The organism is Fontibacillus phaseoli (assembly GCF_003337355.1).
Lineage (GTDB): Bacteria > Bacillota > Bacilli > Paenibacillales > Paenibacillaceae > Fontibacillus > Fontibacillus phaseoli.
The window spans coordinates 1-16,832 of record NZ_QPJW01000010.1 but is presented as its reverse complement, the minus strand read 5'-3'; the positions used below and the strand labels follow the sequence as shown (position 1 = coordinate 16,832).

15 protein-coding genes and 1 rRNA gene are annotated in these 16,832 nt (G+C 48.7%); 13 read left to right on the top strand and 3 right to left on the bottom strand.

Annotated features, from left to right (window positions below):
• Nucleotides 1–896 precede the first annotated feature (896 nt).
• The 7 genes from DFP94_RS19235 (at nucleotide 897) to DFP94_RS19205 (ending at nucleotide 7,761) form a co-directional block, all read left to right on the top strand.
• The gene (locus DFP94_RS19235; RefSeq protein ID WP_114498103.1) at nucleotides 897–1,664 is read left to right on the top strand and encodes a MerR family transcriptional regulator; all 768 of its coding nucleotides are present in this window, start codon (nucleotides 897–899) and stop codon (nucleotides 1,662–1,664) included.
• 137 nt (nucleotides 1,665–1,801) lie between these two features.
• On the top strand, nucleotides 1,802–3,193 hold the full coding sequence (hemG, locus tag DFP94_RS19230; RefSeq protein WP_114498102.1) for a protoporphyrinogen oxidase: 1,392 nt from the start codon (nucleotides 1,802–1,804) through the stop codon (nucleotides 3,191–3,193).
• Nucleotides 3,194–3,571: 378 nt separating this feature from the next.
• Nucleotides 3,572–4,528, top strand: a complete 957-nt coding sequence (locus DFP94_RS19225) for a glycosyltransferase family 4 protein (RefSeq protein ID WP_114498101.1) — start codon at nucleotides 3,572–3,574, stop codon at nucleotides 4,526–4,528.
• 26 nt (nucleotides 4,529–4,554) lie between these two features.
• Entirely contained in the window at nucleotides 4,555–5,118 is a 564-nt protein-coding gene (locus tag DFP94_RS19220) for a class I SAM-dependent methyltransferase (RefSeq protein ID WP_114498100.1), read from the top strand.
• A gap of 22 nt (nucleotides 5,119–5,140) precedes the next feature.
• Nucleotides 5,141–6,262, top strand: coding sequence for a class I SAM-dependent methyltransferase (locus DFP94_RS19215; RefSeq protein ID WP_181873222.1), 1,122 nt, complete (start codon nucleotides 5,141–5,143; stop codon nucleotides 6,260–6,262).
• Nucleotides 6,263–6,294: 32 nt separating this feature from the next.
• Nucleotides 6,295–7,011 (top strand): galactosyltransferase-related protein, encoded by a 717-nt coding sequence (locus DFP94_RS19210; protein ID WP_114498098.1) that lies wholly within the window; start codon nucleotides 6,295–6,297, stop codon nucleotides 7,009–7,011.
• Nucleotides 7,012–7,761 carry a glycosyltransferase gene (locus DFP94_RS19205; RefSeq protein WP_114498097.1) on the top strand — a complete coding sequence of 250 codons (750 nt, stop codon included), beginning with the start codon at nucleotides 7,012–7,014 and terminating at the stop codon, nucleotides 7,759–7,761.
• Nucleotides 7,762–7,874: 113 nt separating this feature from the next.
• Here the strand turns inward: DFP94_RS19205 and DFP94_RS19200 are convergent, their stop codons facing one another.
• Nucleotides 7,875–10,505, bottom strand: coding sequence for a glycosyltransferase (locus DFP94_RS19200; protein WP_245954985.1), 2,631 nt, complete (start codon nucleotides 10,503–10,505; stop codon nucleotides 7,875–7,877).
• A 200-nt stretch (nucleotides 10,506–10,705) separates the two neighbouring features.
• On the opposite strand from DFP94_RS19200, the gene DFP94_RS19195 reads away from it, so the two are divergent.
• Both DFP94_RS19195 and DFP94_RS19190 read left to right on the top strand, forming a co-directional pair.
• Nucleotides 10,706–11,464 (top strand): hypothetical protein, encoded by a 759-nt coding sequence (locus tag DFP94_RS19195; protein WP_114498096.1) that lies wholly within the window; start codon nucleotides 10,706–10,708, stop codon nucleotides 11,462–11,464.
• 27 nt (nucleotides 11,465–11,491) lie between these two features.
• On the top strand, nucleotides 11,492–11,695 hold the full coding sequence (locus DFP94_RS19190; protein ID WP_114498095.1) for a hypothetical protein: 204 nt from the start codon (nucleotides 11,492–11,494) through the stop codon (nucleotides 11,693–11,695).
• Between the two features lies 1 nt (nucleotide 11,696).
• Here DFP94_RS19190 and DFP94_RS19185 read toward each other — a convergent pair whose 3' ends face one another.
• On the bottom strand, nucleotides 11,697–13,013 hold the full coding sequence (locus tag DFP94_RS19185) for a glycosyltransferase family 2 protein (protein WP_114498094.1): 1,317 nt from the start codon (nucleotides 13,011–13,013) through the stop codon (nucleotides 11,697–11,699).
• Nucleotides 13,014–13,168: 155 nt separating this feature from the next.
• A complete protein-coding gene (locus DFP94_RS19180) occupies nucleotides 13,169–14,398 on the bottom strand; it encodes an aminopeptidase (protein ID WP_114498093.1) in 1,230 nt (409 codons plus the stop codon).
• Between the two features lie 201 nt (nucleotides 14,399–14,599).
• Between DFP94_RS19180 and DFP94_RS19175 the strand changes: the two genes are divergently transcribed.
• The 4 genes from DFP94_RS19175 to DFP94_RS19165 all read left to right on the top strand — a co-directional run.
• Entirely contained in the window at nucleotides 14,600–14,866 is a 267-nt protein-coding gene (locus tag DFP94_RS19175) for a hypothetical protein (RefSeq protein ID WP_245954982.1), read from the top strand.
• Between the two features lie 50 nt (nucleotides 14,867–14,916).
• Entirely contained in the window at nucleotides 14,917–15,342 is a 426-nt protein-coding gene (locus DFP94_RS19170; protein WP_114498092.1) for a VOC family protein, read from the top strand.
• A gap of 343 nt (nucleotides 15,343–15,685) precedes the next feature.
• Nucleotides 15,686–15,856 (top strand): hypothetical protein, encoded by a 171-nt coding sequence (locus DFP94_RS26545; RefSeq protein ID WP_181873221.1) that lies wholly within the window; start codon nucleotides 15,686–15,688, stop codon nucleotides 15,854–15,856.
• Nucleotides 15,857–16,522: 666 nt separating this feature from the next.
• Nucleotides 16,523–16,832, top strand: a 16S ribosomal RNA gene (locus tag DFP94_RS19165); the annotation flags it as partial.

The following is a 16,832-nucleotide window of genomic DNA, read 5'->3' as shown; positions in this document are numbered from 1 at the left end:
GGTATATGACAGGCTAGGCTTAAAGTGAAGACAATGGAATATTTTACCCATTGTGCTACGGAGAAATGAACGATCAAAATGACGGTCCGAACAATGGGGCCGGACTGTCCTCCTACAAAATGCGCCGACACTTGGATGGTTGGAGAGGCCCCTCAAGCTTACGCTTGGTAAGCCGAATTAACGCAGCTTCGCGTCAATTCTGGAATCCCATCCTGTTAGCCAGGATGGGATTTTTTGTTTAGCTTCGAATCTCGTCTTCAGTAGTTGTTCCTTGAGTGGATCTCAGACTTCTAGCGGACAGGAGAGACGTTAAATCGTATTAATTCGCCCTTTTCGAAATTTAACGGACACCAGAGACCTTAATAGGGTGAAATCTATCCTTTTTGGGCTCAAATCATGCAAATAACGTCTCCTGTGTCCGTTAGATTTTTGAGCTTGAGTTTTTGAGTACTTTAAGGTCGCTTATGTCCGTTAGCCAGGGGAAAGGAGAGGGTTCAACAGAACTTAGTACATAGAATATTACGCATTCCAGCATAAATGAACACAACATCGGACCAGAGAAACAAAAACGTAATCAAAGCTGCCAAAACTCGCTCGAGCAATAAAGCATACCAAGGCAACTACCGCACCGGAGCAACAAAGTCCACCAGAGCAACTACGTCACCAGAGCAACAAAGCCCGCCAGAGCGGTAAGCATCGCATCCGCACCTGAGTAACCAAACTTAATTTGAGAAACAAAGTGCTGCAGTGTATCAGAGAGCACCGAAGTGAATGGCACGATACAGCTCGAATCTATACGTAGTGCGAGCTTTCCCTGGTTTTAGGGTAAATTTATTTTAGGGGTTGACCTTGACGTTGCGGAAAGGTGTACATTGAGGATGTCAGGAGGTGAACACATGGAATATACGGTTCAGAAGTTGGGGCGTCTTGCGGGGATAAGCACCAGAACGCTGCGGTACTACGATGAAATTGGCATTCTCAAGCCGGCGAGGATGAGTTCATCCGGGTACCGGATCTATGGTCAGGCGGAGGTGGACCGGCTGCAGCAAATTTTGTTTTACCGGGAGCTTGATTTTCCCCTGGAACAAATTAAGGCCATCGTCACCAATCCTCGCTTTGACGGAACCCGGGCGCTGATCGAACATCGTGAGCGGCTCCTCGACAGGAAAAAGCAACTGGATGCGTTAATTGCGAATGTGGATAGAACGATCGCTATGAATGAAGGGAGAATAACCATGTCGGATAAAGAAAAATTCGATGGCTTCAAGCAGAAGCTGATCGACGAGAACGAAGAGAAGTACGGTACCGAAATCCGCGAGAAATACGGCAATGAAACGGTCGACAAATCGAATGCCAAGCTTAAACATATGACCGAGGCGGAGTATGAGAAAGTACAGACACTGGAAAAAGAGATGTTTGCCGCCCTTGAGGAAGGAATGCAATCCGGCGATCCTGCCGGAGCTTCCGCACAAGAGGCCGCCAATATGCACCGGCAATGGCTGACGTTTTACTGGGATCAATACTCCAAGGATGCGCATGCGGGTTTGGCGCAAATGTACGTGGCCGATGAGCGTTTTAAGGCCTACTACGATGACCGGGCCCGGCCGGGAGCGGCTGAATTTCTGCGGGATGCCATTCTGATCTATACCGGAGCCGAAAATTAATCCGCCCGAAAAAACCTGGCCGAACTGGCCGGGTTTTCATTTTTGCATTGCCACCCTTGTCATTGTTTCCGTATAGGCAATTAGGGTATCATGTTAATTAGTATGTGAAACAGTTCTCTAATCGAGGTGGAAGGGTATTGAAAACAGTCGTTATTGTTGGCGGGGGGATTACGGGTCTTTCGGCGGCCTATTATTTAAATCGCCAAATTGCGGAGCGGAAGCTGGATGCCCGCATTGTGGTTGTGGAATCGTATGGAAAATTAGGCGGAAAAATCAATACAATCTCCCGAAACGGATTCTTCATGGAAGCCGGTGCCGATTCCATGGTTACCAGAAAGCCCAACATGGATCAACTGATTGATGAACTTGGCTTACGTGACGAGGTTGTCTATAATGCGACGGGCAAATCCTACATTTATACGGAAGGCAAACTGAAGTTGATTCCGGAAGAGGCGGTATTCGGGATCCCGCTCAGTCTGGAATCTCTGGCGGGCAGCAAGCTCATCTCGGCTGAAGGCAAGGTTGAAGCGCTTAAAGATTTTTACACGACAAACGATGGGGAATTTACGAAAAATGATTCGGTCGGCCTGTTTCTCGAAGCTTTCCTCGGCAAAGAAATCGTGGAAAAGCAAATCGCACCCGTCCTGTCCGGGGTATATTCCGGCAAGCTGAATGAGCTGACGATCGCCTCAACATTACCTTATTTGCTGGACTACAAAAATAAATACGGCAGCATCATGAAGGGGCTGGCTGAAAATCGGCAAGCTTTCAAAGGGAAAGGAGACCGTAAATTTTTTTCCTTTCAAAACGGGGTTTCCACTTTGGTCGACAAGATGCATAGCGAGTTGCTTCCCGAGACGGAATTCATCATAGGGATTGGGGCAGAAAAGATAACCAAGACCGGCAATCAATATAAAATTGTTCTATCTGATCAAAGAGAGCTAACCGCCGACTTTGTTGTAATGGCAACGTCTCACTCTGTGGCCCAGTCCATTCTTGGCGACGACTCCCTGAACGAGGACTTTCATGAGCTGAAGAACAGCTCGATGATCAGCGTGTACCTCGGGTTTGATATTCCCGATGAAAAGTTGCCTGTAGACGGGACCGGATTCATCGTCTCGCAATCGGATAACGTCGTTTGTGACGCATGCACTTGGACCAGCCGGAAATGGAAGCATACCTCGGCAGAGAGCCATCTGCTGGTCCGGTTATTTTATAAGAGCTCGGGGCCGTCTTTTGCCAGGTTGAAGGACATGTCCAAGGAAGAACTGCTGGAGGTTGCGCTTGGCGATATTCGAAACAGTCTCGGAATCGAGGCTGCACCCGTAACGCATCTCGTGACCAAATGGTTGGATGAAATGCCGAATTACCACATCAAGCACCATGAGCTGGTGAAGTCGCTCGAACAGAAAATGGCCGCTGCTTATCCCGGCGTTTATTTGGCGGGCTGCTCCTACTACGGCGTCGGAATCCCCGACTGTATCGCGAACGGGGAAAAAACGGCGGCGCGGATTGCCGGACAATTATGATTCACCGCTGTTGAGGCGGGTATATATAAAATAAGTGGGAAGTGGTAATGATCATACAGCGAAAACGGATGTCATGATTGATTCATGAGTCCGGAAAGGCAGTTGATTCACCATGAACTCTCTTGGAAAAAGAAAGAGACGAAAGAAATTGCTTCGTTTCTTGTCAGGTAGAATACCCTAGCAATTGGAAAATTGCTTAACCTTAAATATCGCTTCCCACGAACAGAGGGCGCTCGCGGTTTCCAAACCGCGGAGCCTTCTTTTTTTGCGCTAATGGACAAATTCATCAATTTCGCCGCTCCCGTAACTTGGGGGGGAAGGCTCGAATATGATCAAATAAGGCGATAGAGAGGGTTCAGCCGGAGGTGAAGCTATTCAATGAAAAAAGATCTGATGATTTATGATGTGGACTGGTGGATCTTGGGCAAGCACGCAAAAATTCTTCAACAGCATCATCCCGCCCTGGATATTATATCCGCCCGCGAACTTGACGATTATCTGCTGGCCTATGGCAGCGAATCACTAAATTCGAAATATCGCGTTATCTCGGCGATGTGCCTGGGTCTGGCGGCTTATGCCTTATTCAGGAATCTCCGCATCGATTCCTCCGCGGCCGTATCCTATTATTATTTCAGCCGGAACTATGACACGTTTCGGGAGTGGAGCGATCCCCTCATTCCGGATCCTGAGTTTTTGAGGCTCGTCATTCCCAGGATCAGCCGGATCGGGGGGATGAACCGGAAACTGACAGAGACGATAAAGCAGCTCGCCCCGTCCGCCTCGGTTGAATATGTCGGACATTTCGTCGATCATTATTTATTCCGCCCCGAAATCAATATCGCAATGGATCGGGCCGAGCGGCCGCTTGTCATTGGTTGGGCCGGTGACAAAGCTAAAAAGTCCAAAAATTATGCCTCCTTATATGAGCCGTTGCGAAATCATTTTGAATCCGATCCCGAGGTGGAGTTCAAGGATACGCCCGGTCTCTATGCTTATGAGCAGATGCCAATGTTTTATCATTCGATTGATTTGCTGCTGATTACGTCGGCGAATGAAGGCGGCGGGGCGCCGGCGCTGGAGGCTTACGCTTGCGGAAAACCGGTGCTTTCCACCGATGTCGGCTATGTAAAAGAAGCGGCGCATCCTGATGCTCATGGGCTTATTCTCCGTAGCGACGATCCGGTAGATTATATGAACGTGATTAATTTCTATAAAGACAAAAGTCGGCGTCAGAATTTGCAAGAGCTCGGCTTCAAATGCAGGGAGCGGATCGAAGCGAACTGGACGATTGAAAACGCTGTGGGCCGATGGTTAGAGGTGCTGTTCGGAATATAAAGCTGCATACAGGAGGACAGAAAGGTATGGGGACATCGAATTGGCAAAATCTTTCCTATTGCATTGAACTGATCAGGCAGGTTTCTCCGTCCCGCGTACTCGATATAGGCATCGGGTTCGGACGATGGGGGATGATTTGCCGGGAATTTCTGGACGTTTGGCAGGGAAGGGTGCATCGGGAGCAGTGGATGACCGTGATCGAAGGCATCGAAATATTTCCGAAAAATGTAGACGAATACCATTCGTACTTTTATAACGAAATTCATATCGCTGACGCCTACGAATTACTCACACAACACAAGGTTGGTACGTTTGATTTGATCATCCTCGGCGACGTGCTGGAACATTTCGATAAAGAACGGGCAATCGCTTTGCTTGAAGCCTGCCTTCAAACCGGGCGATATGTCTTGCTTAACATTCCGATCGGCAATGATTGGCCTCAAGGGAGCGAGTACGGCAATGACTACGAAATGCACCGCAGCGAATGGACAATGACGGAATTGGATCCATTCCCCACCGCTGCTAAGAAGAAGTTCAAAGACTATATCAATCGAGAGTTTGCCACGTATCTGTTTCAGGGTCGTCCCTGATTTCAAGCAAGGGGGGATGCTCATGGACAATTTAGAAAAGGAACAATATTCGGAAGTAAGCGTTACGGTCGAAGTCCCTGTTGAACTTATTTTTACGGATGTGGATGTCCGAACGGCAAACAGGGAGCATTTAATTCCCGATTTCACCGAAATGTGGTTCGCTCATCATTTGTCATTCTCGGATATTTCGATTGCCCGATTAGAACCGCACCGGATGTTGTTCCGTTATCTGATGGGTGTCCCCGCCGCATCGCCGGAGCCGTATTTGGACTGGTACGTTAAGATCCACACACTTCGGGGTCAAAGCCCGGAACTGGATAATAACGAACTTCTGATGCAGCGGCAGATGGAATTTATCAATATGCGGGATTATCTCCAAACCGGCTCCACCTTTTTTAGCGATTATCCGATTGAGGTCAGCTATCGTACGCCCGGCCGCTTCAATATCCATGACGGACATCACCGTGCCTCATTTCTATACTGCTCTGGTTTGCGGAGACTTCCGGTCAGAATGACGAAACCGGATTACGAGCGCTGGCTGAATGATCACGCCTTATTGGAAACCGAAGCGACGATAACCGGCCAACACAGGAAATTGTTTTACACCCCGATTCTTCATCCGCATTTTTATAACGTGCGTTGTGAACGAGATGAGGTATATAAGACCCGGTTGGATTACATTCTGGAATATATCGGCCTGTTGAATTTGCGGGACAAGAACGTGCTGGACATAGGTTGCAACATCGGCTATTACTCCCGTCACTTTACTCGTGAAGGAGCAAAAGTGACCGGCATTGAACCCGATTCATATCATTTCGAGCTCTTGAAGAAATTGAACCTGCTGGAACGAACCCCATTCGAACTAATCACCGAACCTATGGAAAGATCGCAATTAAACAAAGAATATGAAATCGGATTGTTGCTGACCGTTTTTTACCATTTGATGCGGGACCCCATGAAACGGGAACCGTTTCTGGCCGTCGTCAACCGCAGCGTCCGCAGTATGCTGTTTTGGGAATCCGGCGATAACATCGAGGAGGAAAAAAGCATGCTTCTAAACGGCACGAGTTTTAAAAGCTACTTGAAGCTGGCGGACACGTTTGGAACCGGAAAATATAGGGAGCTTGGCGTTTTTTTAAAGTGACCATTCGAAGTCAGTCTGGAGGGATGGAACTTATGTTTCAAGATATATCCGTGCTGATACCATACAAACCGGACGATGGACCCAGGGATCGAGCTTTCCGTTATATAAGGCGGTTCTACGACAAGATGATGCCGGGAACGCAACTATGTGTCGGGGAAGTGGAAGAAGATCCGTTCAGCAGATCGCTTGCCATCAACCGGGCGGCAGAAAAGGCCCGCGGTCGCGTATTTATCATCGCGGACAATGACATTATTTATGACCCGGAATTAATCGTTGAGTCGTTAAAACGGCTGAATGACGATTGCTGGGTAATTCCTTTTTCACAAATCAACAGGTTATCTCAGACGTACTCGGAACGACTTGTCACGGGAGAAGAACATCCCTGGCCGCTACAAACGGCGCCGGAAACGAAGCCAGCGAATGCGTCTTATTTCGTCGGCGGAATGAATGTGCTGCTGCGGGAATCCTTTGAAAAAGTCGGCGGGTACGATGAGCGGTTTAGCGGGTGGGGCGGTGAAGACGAGGCGTTTGCCTACGCTTTGGATACGCTTGTGGGTAAGCATGTCCGGCTTGACGGGGAGTTAATTCATTTTTGGCACCCTTTCGTCGGACCAAGCGGAAACCCCCATTATGATGACAATTATCTACTTTATCAGCGGTATAAGGCCGCGCTTGGAAATATTACGGAAATGAGCCGTCTTATCCAGGAAAAAAAGAGGTTAATTAATCCGGAGGAGGGGCAGATATAGATGAAGTTGTCGGTCATCGTTCCTGTTTTGAATGAGGTGACGTTCGTTCCTTTATATCTGGAGAGCGTAGCTGCATTTGCCGACGAAATTATTATGGCGGACGGGGGCAGCACGGACGGTACGGCGGAACTGATTGATGGCTTTCGGCGCCAATACCCAATTAAGTTCTTTACCATGCGGCAAACCGGACTTCCTTACAGTGAAGACTGGAACGAGTCTTTGGTCCGTAATTTCCTGATCGAACAGGCAAGCGGGGACTGGATCATGAATCTCGATATCGATGAAATGATGGAAGACCGTTTTCGGGAAGACTTGCCGGAGCTCATGGGCAGTGAAAACGTGGACATCTATCAGTTCCCGTTCGTCAACTTCTGGAAGGACCCCTGGACCCTGCGGGTTAACAGTCCGGGGGATGAGCGCTGGTCTAACGATATTACGAGAATGTGGCGAGCCAGCAGGGGGATTCGTTATCGGGACGAAAAGCATCACTGCACACTGCAGGGGCCGGGTGGCGTCAACATCTGGAATATCCCGCGGGCAAGAAGCGATGTAAAAGTGTATCATTACCATTATGCCATCGGAAAAAGAATCAAATTCAATGACAACCGGCGCGGGGACGTGAATTTATTTCAAAATGAAGGAGATGCGGATTGGAACTTCACCCATTCCGAATACGCGATCTCGACCGCAGCGTTTGTCGGGCAGCATCCGGCGGTTATTCGGCGGTATTTGCGGAAGCAGTCCAATTAGGAGAAAAAGATGAACAAAATTAGCCCTCACCGACAGGCGCTTAACATGCCTGATCTGGTGAGGGCTTTCTTGTTTTTTTGCAACATTTATACAGGACTGGCGAATGATTTGTCTTAGCTTAAAATAGGGGCGGGGTCCATGATCATGTCGATCAAGGAGACCTGATCAGTACCACTCCAATATTCCAGACTTGGTAATGCGTTGCCGAGCGCAGCAAGCTGGTCTTGGGTATAAGAGGCCGAAATAGCAATTTGCCGTCCGGCGTGTATCGGGTAGGCCAACTGCTCCCCGCAGTATATCACGACATCGAAATAAGCTTGACTAAACAGATCGACCACATTAGTCAAATATATTTGTGGCCCTGCTTTACGAATGCCCATGATAGGCTGATTGTAATGCCGCAAGGCGTTAATAATCAGCATGCGGCTTTGACGAGACCCTAGTTCCCTTACAATGGATTGCCAATGCGAAGCGTTAGCCGTCCAGTTTTTTCCTCCGAGCACCAAAATGCTTCGTTGATTTGATTTTTTCAATCGGGAAGCGACTTCCTCCGGGGTCTCAGCGCCGTGAAACCAATTTTCCGGGCGTTTGGGATCTCTCCAAGGTTTTTCCCATTTTCGTTCAAAATACGCTTTGTTTTTCTCCCACAGGGATTTGTACACATCCGGCTCCAATTTCTTGATTGTTGCACTGCCGTGATGATAAACAAATGCATCTTCCGCGATCATCAGACGGTAACCGGCTGCTTTGACCCGTTCGCAGTAATCGTCGTCCTCAAACATGCCGATCCCGTATCCCGTGTCGAGCGGCCCGACGGCTTCCCACACTTCTTTTTTCATGGCGACGCAGAAAAATCCGAGCAGATCGGTTTCGCGGGATACGCCCTTATGAAACAAATAGTAATCCTGCAGCCAGTTCGGATGGGCTCCCGTGACGGGATCTCCGACAAAATGATCGAGAGCCTGGTCGTTGCCGACAAAGTTGGACATCGGTCCGGACATACCGACGTCGGGATATTCCATAAGCGGCCGGAGAAGCCTGGATACCCAACTGCTGTCTGGAACGATCGTATCATTATTGAGCAAAATGAAATATTCTCCGGTGGCGTGTTGGCAGCCCAAGGAATTTCCGGCGGCAAATCCCTGATTGTTCTCGGAAACGACCACTTTGATCCGCTCATCCCGGATGCTTTCCAAGCGGTTCCGCGTCTGGTCGGTTGAAGCGTTGTCGACAATGACAATCTCCAGATTCGGGTAATGTCCGGGGCGAAGCAAGCTGCGCAGGCATTGCTGGGTGTACGGCCAATTATTGTACGTTACCAAAACGATGCTGACTTTGGGGAAAAGATGGAGCTGGATCGCCGTCTGGAGTTCCTCGAAGCGATGTTCCCAGGAATGAAGCTGCGCAAATTGTCTCTTTTGCGTCGGTTGTTCCGGATCTTTAAGCTCGAGGGCTTTCCCGATGGCCTGCTCGAAAGCACCTGGTCCGGAAACCATGGTTACGAGATGGGGAGCCACGGCGGAAAGTTCAGGAAGATCACTCGAAATTACCGGTTTCCCGGCGGCCAAATATTCATACAGCTTAACGGGATTGGTTGCTTTGGTCAGCGCGTTTTCCTTAAAAGGAATCAGGGCGGCATCAAAACGGCAAAGAAAGGAGGGGAGGCGATGATACGGCTGTTCCCCGAGCAGCATTACATTGTCCATTCCTTCTACAACCGAAGTGTCGCAGCCAAATGTATGACCGATCAACACAAAATTCCATTCCGGCCGTTTCAAAGCAAGCTCATGAATCAAGTGGATATCAAACCAGTCCGAGATCGCTCCGTAATATCCGATAACCGGCCCCTTCAACGCCTCCAGTTCGGAAGCGGGCGCAACGCCGGTCGCGTTGAAGTGATGAACGTCCGCCGCATTACGCAGCAGGAATACGGATGGATGAAGGGCGCTTAGTTTATCAAAAAGCAATTGTGACGAAGCCAGAACAAGGTCGGAACTTCGGATCAGCCGGTCCTCTTGAAGCAGCATGGAAGGCGAATTTGTAGAAAAACCGGAATGATCATCCATGCAGTCGTAAATGATTTTATTCTGTTCCAGGCTCTCGACCAATGGAGTCCAGAAGGGAAGATCGACGATCGAAATCATCTGGGATACGTTGAATTTGGACTTCACGTGCTCGATCGACCATCGCAGAAAGGTTAAATCCTGAGAACTCATTTCATCCTGGTAAAGGTTCAGTCTGCGGTTTGTGCAAAGTGTGACGAGCCAAACGCCCGGGGCGGCTTTTTTGATTCTTACATAACGGGCCACTTCATCCTTCGTTAATGTTTCCTTCGAAACGGCGGTCATATCGGTCGTAATGTAAAAAACGCGCTTTCCGTGTACAGCAAATTGCCGGGAGATTTGTTGCGGCCGTTGCCATCTGAAATCCCAGTCAATCACCGGAAACCGGAAAATATCATACACTCCGGGCTTGAAAGGATATTCGCCCGTTTCTCCGTCCTGGGGTCGGATGTCGCTGAGAGGACGTGACTCCGCAACCTTCAGAGTGGAAGAATCTAAAAGGGCAGCGGCTGACGGAAACAGTTCACAGGCTCCGGCCTGTAACTCAATTCCCGCCGGATCAGACTTATTTGTTGGAGCATGGTCCTCCCGGAATAAAGTATTGCTTACAAGCGACTTCGAAAATAGAGAGTTTCCTTTAGACGTGTTTTTTTTCCGGAGCCGGTTTTTGGGCTTTTTCAACTGTGCTCTCCTCCCTATGCTATTGTCTATTTACAAAATATGATTCAAATAGGAGTTCCGATTGGGTAGAATACCTATCACCTATGTAAATGAATCGGAAAAAGAAACCAGTAGGCCATTTTATTAACTTTGACTGATTGGGTTACCGCTTGGGGGCGGATTACATATGTTACCAGTATCAATCGAAGGAGGTAGGTTAAGTGACGACCTTGTGGGAAAAAGAACGGGTCCCGGACTGCCCGAAACCTGCGTATAAGAAAAAAAGAGGATCCGGAATAAAAAGAACGAAACTTTGGTCAGGGAAGCTCAGCATTTTGCGGCATAGTTGGCAGAGTAAGTTTGTACGCTTAAAGCTGCAGATCCGCCGTCTTAGCGAAAGTGTGAATCACTTGATATCACAAGTAAATAATCTGCAAAAACAGGTGGACACGGTTACCGCTCGCATGGGCACCAACCAGCAAACGACCCCGCCCGTACAAGTCATTCCAAGCTCGCCGCCTCTTAATCCGCCGCCCGGACCGGTGAATACAACAATTCAACGGAACTCTAACGCAACCAGTGCAACGTCGGTTCAGCAATCCGTGATTGAAATATCTCCGCGAGGCGGCGTGCCCCAGGATACGATCGAGGCCGTAAACGCGCGTATCAGCTCGCTTCATCAACTAGTGGACAGCATTCTCAGACGCATTAACTCGCAACAACAGCAAATAGACGATGCGTTAGGCAATATCAGCACACTTAGGCAACAATTACAGCAAGTCGGAGGTTCCTATACGGAAGAATGGGACGCATTGATTGAATCCCTAACTCCACGATTGAATACCAACATAACGGTAGATACCGCCGCTGGCCCCGTATTCGGCATCTTGGTGGCTGTGGGCGAAGATTATATAGAAATTCTGGAGCCGGACGGAAGCCTCGTTCTGATTCCGTTTGGCCAGGTGCTGTCCATATCATAATCAGGAATAGGGGAGGGACGAATTGCTATGAATTTTGAGGAAAGACTTAGCGCATTTATCGGGAGAGTCATCGAGGTCGTCTATTCGAATCAATTTATTCAAGGCAGACTGCTTAGAGTGGCTAATGAAGTATTTGTCGTACAAGCGGAAAGTTCCAACTATATACCGGAGCCCAGAGAGGTATTGATATTTACCGAGAATGTAAGTTTCATACGGATTCCGCCAAGATAATTCATGGAATCGGAGCGGATTTCCTTATTTGGTCCAGCATCCAGGTCCGCCACTGACGGTAAGTATCAAATTGCTGACGGTGAGTGATGCTGGTGCTTCTGATCCGCCGGTGGTACAGCGGTTCGAAAACGAAATGAATTTCATGGCGTAGTGCCAATCTGGTCAGAATCTCCAGATCTTCATACAAGCGGCCTTCGAAAGGCGCCTCCATATTCCAACCGGAATGATCCCGCAAGATGGCTACTTTAAACATTCGCGGGGCTACCGGCATCGCTTCATCGATTAGGCTCCGCGAGGAATGCGGGGGAACAGGCAGTTTGACTCCATTATAAAGCAATTGCTTGTTCATCCGTTCGGTCCATTCCACATGGCCGGCGCAAACCGCTATGGCGTCCGGCCGGTCTTGGGCGGCTTCGAGCAATGTGTCCACACAAGCCGGGTCAAGCCAATCGTCCGCATCCAGTTCCAGGAGCCATTGGCCGCGAGCCCGTTCCAGGGCATAATTCAAGGCGAAGGATTTACCGCAATTCTCCTCAAGCAGATAAGTTCTGACTCTAGTGTCTTTGGGAAGCTGCTGAATGACGCACTTCGTGTCATCGGTAGACCCGTCATCGATCACAATCAGCTCCCATTGCGAGAAGGACTGCGCCATCACGGAACGTACGGCCCAAGGAAGATAAGCGCTATCATTATGGGCACAGATGACAATGGTGACCATCGGCTCTTCCGGCAGTGCGTCCGTGCCGACACCGGTTGTTCGGGATGATACCGCTTGTAGCAAGGGGGAAAGGAACTTCCATTCCTCCGTTTCTTTTTTCCAAAAGGGAGTCTGCAGGGGACTGAGAATCAAGGAATCGGTTATGATCTCCAGCCATTCGTATCGGCTGGCTAATTCATATTGTTTTTCGAGCAAAAAGTATCTTTCGAACGGGAAGCAAGCAGCCTCCTGAAATCCTGCATTCGGTCTAGCCATGACGGCATCCCTGAACCAAAGCAGTGGACCGCGAGGCACTGGCGATGACCCCGGTTTCGGGAAATGCAAGTTGCTGTATTGGATAATTCCTCCCGCAACGGGTTCTTTTAATCCTTGAATCAGTTGCATCAATTCTTCATCCATTTCCGGTCGTACCATTTCCCCAGCTTCAAGCGTAAGGAACCAGGGATCGTTGGTTAGGCTCAGAACGGAATTCATTTGCTCCGCCATTCCTCTGGGCTGGACATGAACGACATGGATGTGTGGAAAGGACATGAGCAGAGAACGTTCCGTAAGCTGCTGCTGATGCGGCGGGGCATGTCTGGAAAGGATAAACGCGATCATTAAGCATCACCCTTGAATGGTTGGAGTTCACGCTACAGTATATGCGGCTTTAGCCTAAGTGGTCCTATAAAATGAAAGATAAAAAAAGATCATTGTCTTTGCTGATCCGTTGGATGAGGGATGACAATGATCTTTTTTATTAGATGCGGCCAGGATTAGACCCAGTTTCCTTTACGGAAAACCGGCTCGATCGTACCGTCTTCCAGTTCGCCGTCAATGTCCAGTTCGGCGGAGCCGATCATGAAATCAACATGCGTCAAACTGACGTTGGCGCCTTTAGCCAAGAGTTCTTCTTTCGAAAGCTTGGTGCCGCCTTCAATGTTGACCGGATAAGAACTGCCTAATGCAAAGTGGCAGGAGGCATTCTCGTCGATGCCGGTATTATAGAAAATTCGATTCAATCGCGATATTGGCGAGTTATGCGGAACGAGCGCGACTTCGCCAAGATAGGAAGCCCCTTCATCGGTGGCTAGCAGGGACGTGAGATGTTCCCGGCCGGATTTTGCGGCATAGTCCGTCACTTTTCCGTCCTTGAACGTAAGCTGAATGCCTTCCACCAGCCGTCCATTCAAATTGAGCGGCAACGTGCTCGCTACGGTGCCGTTGACTCCCGACCGGTGGGGCATGGAATAGATTTCTTCGGTCGGCATATTCGCGACGAAATAAACGCCGGCCTCATTGTTATCCCCTCCGCCAAGCCACAGATGCCCATCAGGCAGTTCCACTTTCAGATTGGTACCCGGAGCGCGGTAGTGTAGGCTCTTGTAGCGCTTGTTGTTCATGTATTCCTGTCTTTGTTTGAGTTCGCGGATATGATCACGCCAGGCGGCAACGGGATCATCACTGCCTACCCGGTTCATGGAAAAGACAGTCTCCCACATGGCTTCAATCCGCTCTTCCACCGGCAGATCAGCAAATACGGTGTTCGCCCAGGCGCGGGTCGGAGCCTTGATCAGCGACCAGCTGACCTTGTTGGTGCGGATGTAGCCCTGGAACTTCTCGCGGGCGACGGCCGCTGCCTTGATGGCGGTGGAGACCTTCGTCCCATCTACGCCTTTTAACAGCAAAGGATCGGGCACCTTGATATGCAGCAGGGCGCCGCCACCCTCAGCCAACTGCTCCATCATGTCCGCCTGCCATTTCGGATAATATCCGAAAGAGTCGTCCGGAGCCTTTTCGTAGCGGATGCGCGAGATTATCTCATCGTCCCACTCGACTTGTACATATTTCGCTCCGGCTTCATAAGCTTTGGCAACGACCAGTCGTGTAAATTCTACGGTCTCCAAAGGCGATTGAACGATCAGTACCTGGCCGGGTTGTATGTTTACGCCCACTTTTACGACCAGTTCAGCGTATTTTTCCAATAAAATATCGAAATTTTTCAATAGAATGTCCTCCCCGACAAATTGGTTTATCTAAAGATTATACATGGAAAGAGAAGGCAGGGGCAAAGACAACATGTGCTTGGCGTGCCCTATAACGATCAAAGTCCGGTCCGCGGTACTTGAAGTATAATATCCGGCACTTAGCCACAAATTAGAACCGTAGGAACGAAAAATGAATGACTCATCAAGGAGGGCGTGACCGTGCAGAATCCATTTTCCAGTATGCAATCCCAAAATCCAATTTCGCTTGCCCAGCAATCCGTTGAAAATGTGCACCGTGCCGTAAAGCAAGCGCAGTCTCATCCAAGTGAAGAAACGGTGCAAAATGCACGCAATGCACTGGATAATGCCGAAAGTGCAATTTCCCAAGCCGAGGGGCGCATGAACCAGGAGCCGATTGAACGGGCGAAGGAAAGCCTGGAAGAAGATCGCTTGAATTTAGCGCAAGTGGAAAATCACTTAACTTAATAAGGATGAAGTCGTAAGAAAAATCTTATCTGACTAGGAGTGGAAATTCATTGGCTGTGCAACTGACCCCTTACTTAACCATGAATGGAAACGCTAAGGAAGCCATTCAGTTTTACCAACAAGCGTTGGAGGCGGAAGTCCTCTTTATTCAAAATTTTGAGGAAATGCCCGAAAATCCCGAGTTCCCTTTACCTGCTGAAATGAAAGACCGCGTGTCCCATGCCACACTAAAAATAGGCGAGTCCGTACTGATGTTCTCCGACTCTTTTCCCGGTCAAGCTTCCCAAAACGGTAATCTGTTGTCCATTTGTATTACTACGGACAGTCCGGAACAAGCAGGACAATATTTCGAAGCCTTGAAGCAGGGTGGTAAAGTTGAGATGCCTTTGCAGGAAACATTCTTCAGCCCCAATTACGGCATCGTAGCGGACAAATTCGGCGTGGTGTTTCAAGTTTTCACTCAAGGACCGCACTGAGAGTAAGATATCATTCCCTTAATCCGCGGATTACGCGGATTTTTCATGGCTAATTTCATTTAGAAAATCACAATTTTAATATTCTTTTGCGGGTTGATGGTAATGAAATAAGCGATATCAAGATAGTGATTGGTCAATCAATAAATGATTTCATGGTTGAGAAGGTGTAATTAGCTATGGCAAAAGAAACTGCTTCTGCAAACCGGTGCACCGATATCGTCAATTCCGCCATCGAGGTGTTTTGCGGAAATTGGTTATTACCGGGCTACGAAGGCTCAGATAAGCGGAGCGTGCGGAAATTTCTCAGCCTTACGTATTTCGCTTTTTCACAAAGGAATCGCTGATGGTGGAAGCACTGGAAGTGTCGTTTCAGCGGATTTTACAAGCTTTAAAAGAAGTGATTGAGACGGCGGGCAAGGAACAACTAGAAACGGGGGTGATCCAGGAATACGAAACAATAATGAATCAGCAACACCTAAATAATACGTTTATTTGCCGGATGCGGCGCGCATGATCGTTGAACATAGCCGAGCGGAAAGATTCATATCGCCAAAACTGGCATATCCCAGGACTAGATCTTATTTTCGGATGCAATATGGTTCGACTTGCCCAGGAAGCCAAGCGGTAACCGCAAAACGGTTTCCGATAAGACGAATCGGATTAACCATGGCCGGGGCACTTTGTATAGAAGTGTCACCGCACATTGGATTGGGCTGGGAGTTGGAATCTGTTTGGATTTATTTACAAATAGCTATTCGGAATAAGAAATGATACGATAAGTGTCCGGTTAAGAACACTCGATGGATTGTTCGGGCAACACTTAGATCCGCGATTCAATTCGATGTATGATCAAGCTCGACTGGAAAAATTATCACTTGTTTTTTGGTAGCATCCGTGATAGATTATTATTCCGGCCGCTGAAACGGCAGGTTGCTAAGCGGCTTGGTAAGAATTTCATCTTGCCAACACGCTAGCGGATATGGTACATTATTGTTCCGGCCTTTTGAACGAAGCCGAGAGCAAAAACGAAGTTGATCTTTGAAAACTGAACAACGAGTGAGTATTAAAATGGATGAATTTGAATCGACTTTGTATCGTTTGAAATTCCATCCTATGAGAATTAATTTTCTCGTCAGTAGTAACTGAATGAGCTCATCGCTCTTTCGAATAAAGTTTCACTTTATTGGAGAGTTTGATCCTGGCTCAGGACGAACGCTGGCGGCGTGCCTAATACATGCAAGTCGAGCGGACTTGATGGAGAGCTTGCTCTCCGGATAGTTAGCGGCGGACGGGTGAGTAACACGTAGGTAACCTGCCTGTAAGACTGGGATAACTACCGGAAACGGTAGCTAATACCGGATAATTTATTTCTTCGCATGGAGAGATAATGAAAGACGGTTCTGATCTAATCAGGGCTGTCACTTACGGATGGGCCTGCGGCGCATTAGCTAGTTGGTGGGGTAACGGCTCACCAAGGCGACGATGCGTAG

Coding starts and splice junctions, on each gene's coding strand:
- DFP94_RS19190 (WP_114498095.1), top strand. CDS start 11,492: ATGAATTTTGAGGAAAGACTTAGCGCATTTATCGGGAGAGTCATCGAG.
- DFP94_RS19235 (WP_114498103.1), top strand. CDS start 897: ATGGAATATACGGTTCAGAAGTTGGGGCGTCTTGCGGGGATAAGCACC.
- DFP94_RS26545 (WP_181873221.1), top strand. CDS start 15,686: ATGGTGGAAGCACTGGAAGTGTCGTTTCAGCGGATTTTACAAGCTTTA.
- DFP94_RS19220 (WP_114498100.1), top strand. CDS start 4,555: ATGGGGACATCGAATTGGCAAAATCTTTCCTATTGCATTGAACTGATC.
- DFP94_RS19185 (WP_114498094.1), bottom strand. CDS start 13,013: ATGATCGCGTTTATCCTTTCCAGACATGCCCCGCCGCATCAGCAGCAG.
- DFP94_RS19205 (WP_114498097.1), top strand. CDS start 7,012: ATGAAGTTGTCGGTCATCGTTCCTGTTTTGAATGAGGTGACGTTCGTT.
- DFP94_RS19215 (WP_181873222.1), top strand. CDS start 5,141: ATGGACAATTTAGAAAAGGAACAATATTCGGAAGTAAGCGTTACGGTC.
- DFP94_RS19210 (WP_114498098.1), top strand. CDS start 6,295: ATGTTTCAAGATATATCCGTGCTGATACCATACAAACCGGACGATGGA.
- DFP94_RS19225 (WP_114498101.1), top strand. CDS start 3,572: ATGAAAAAAGATCTGATGATTTATGATGTGGACTGGTGGATCTTGGGC.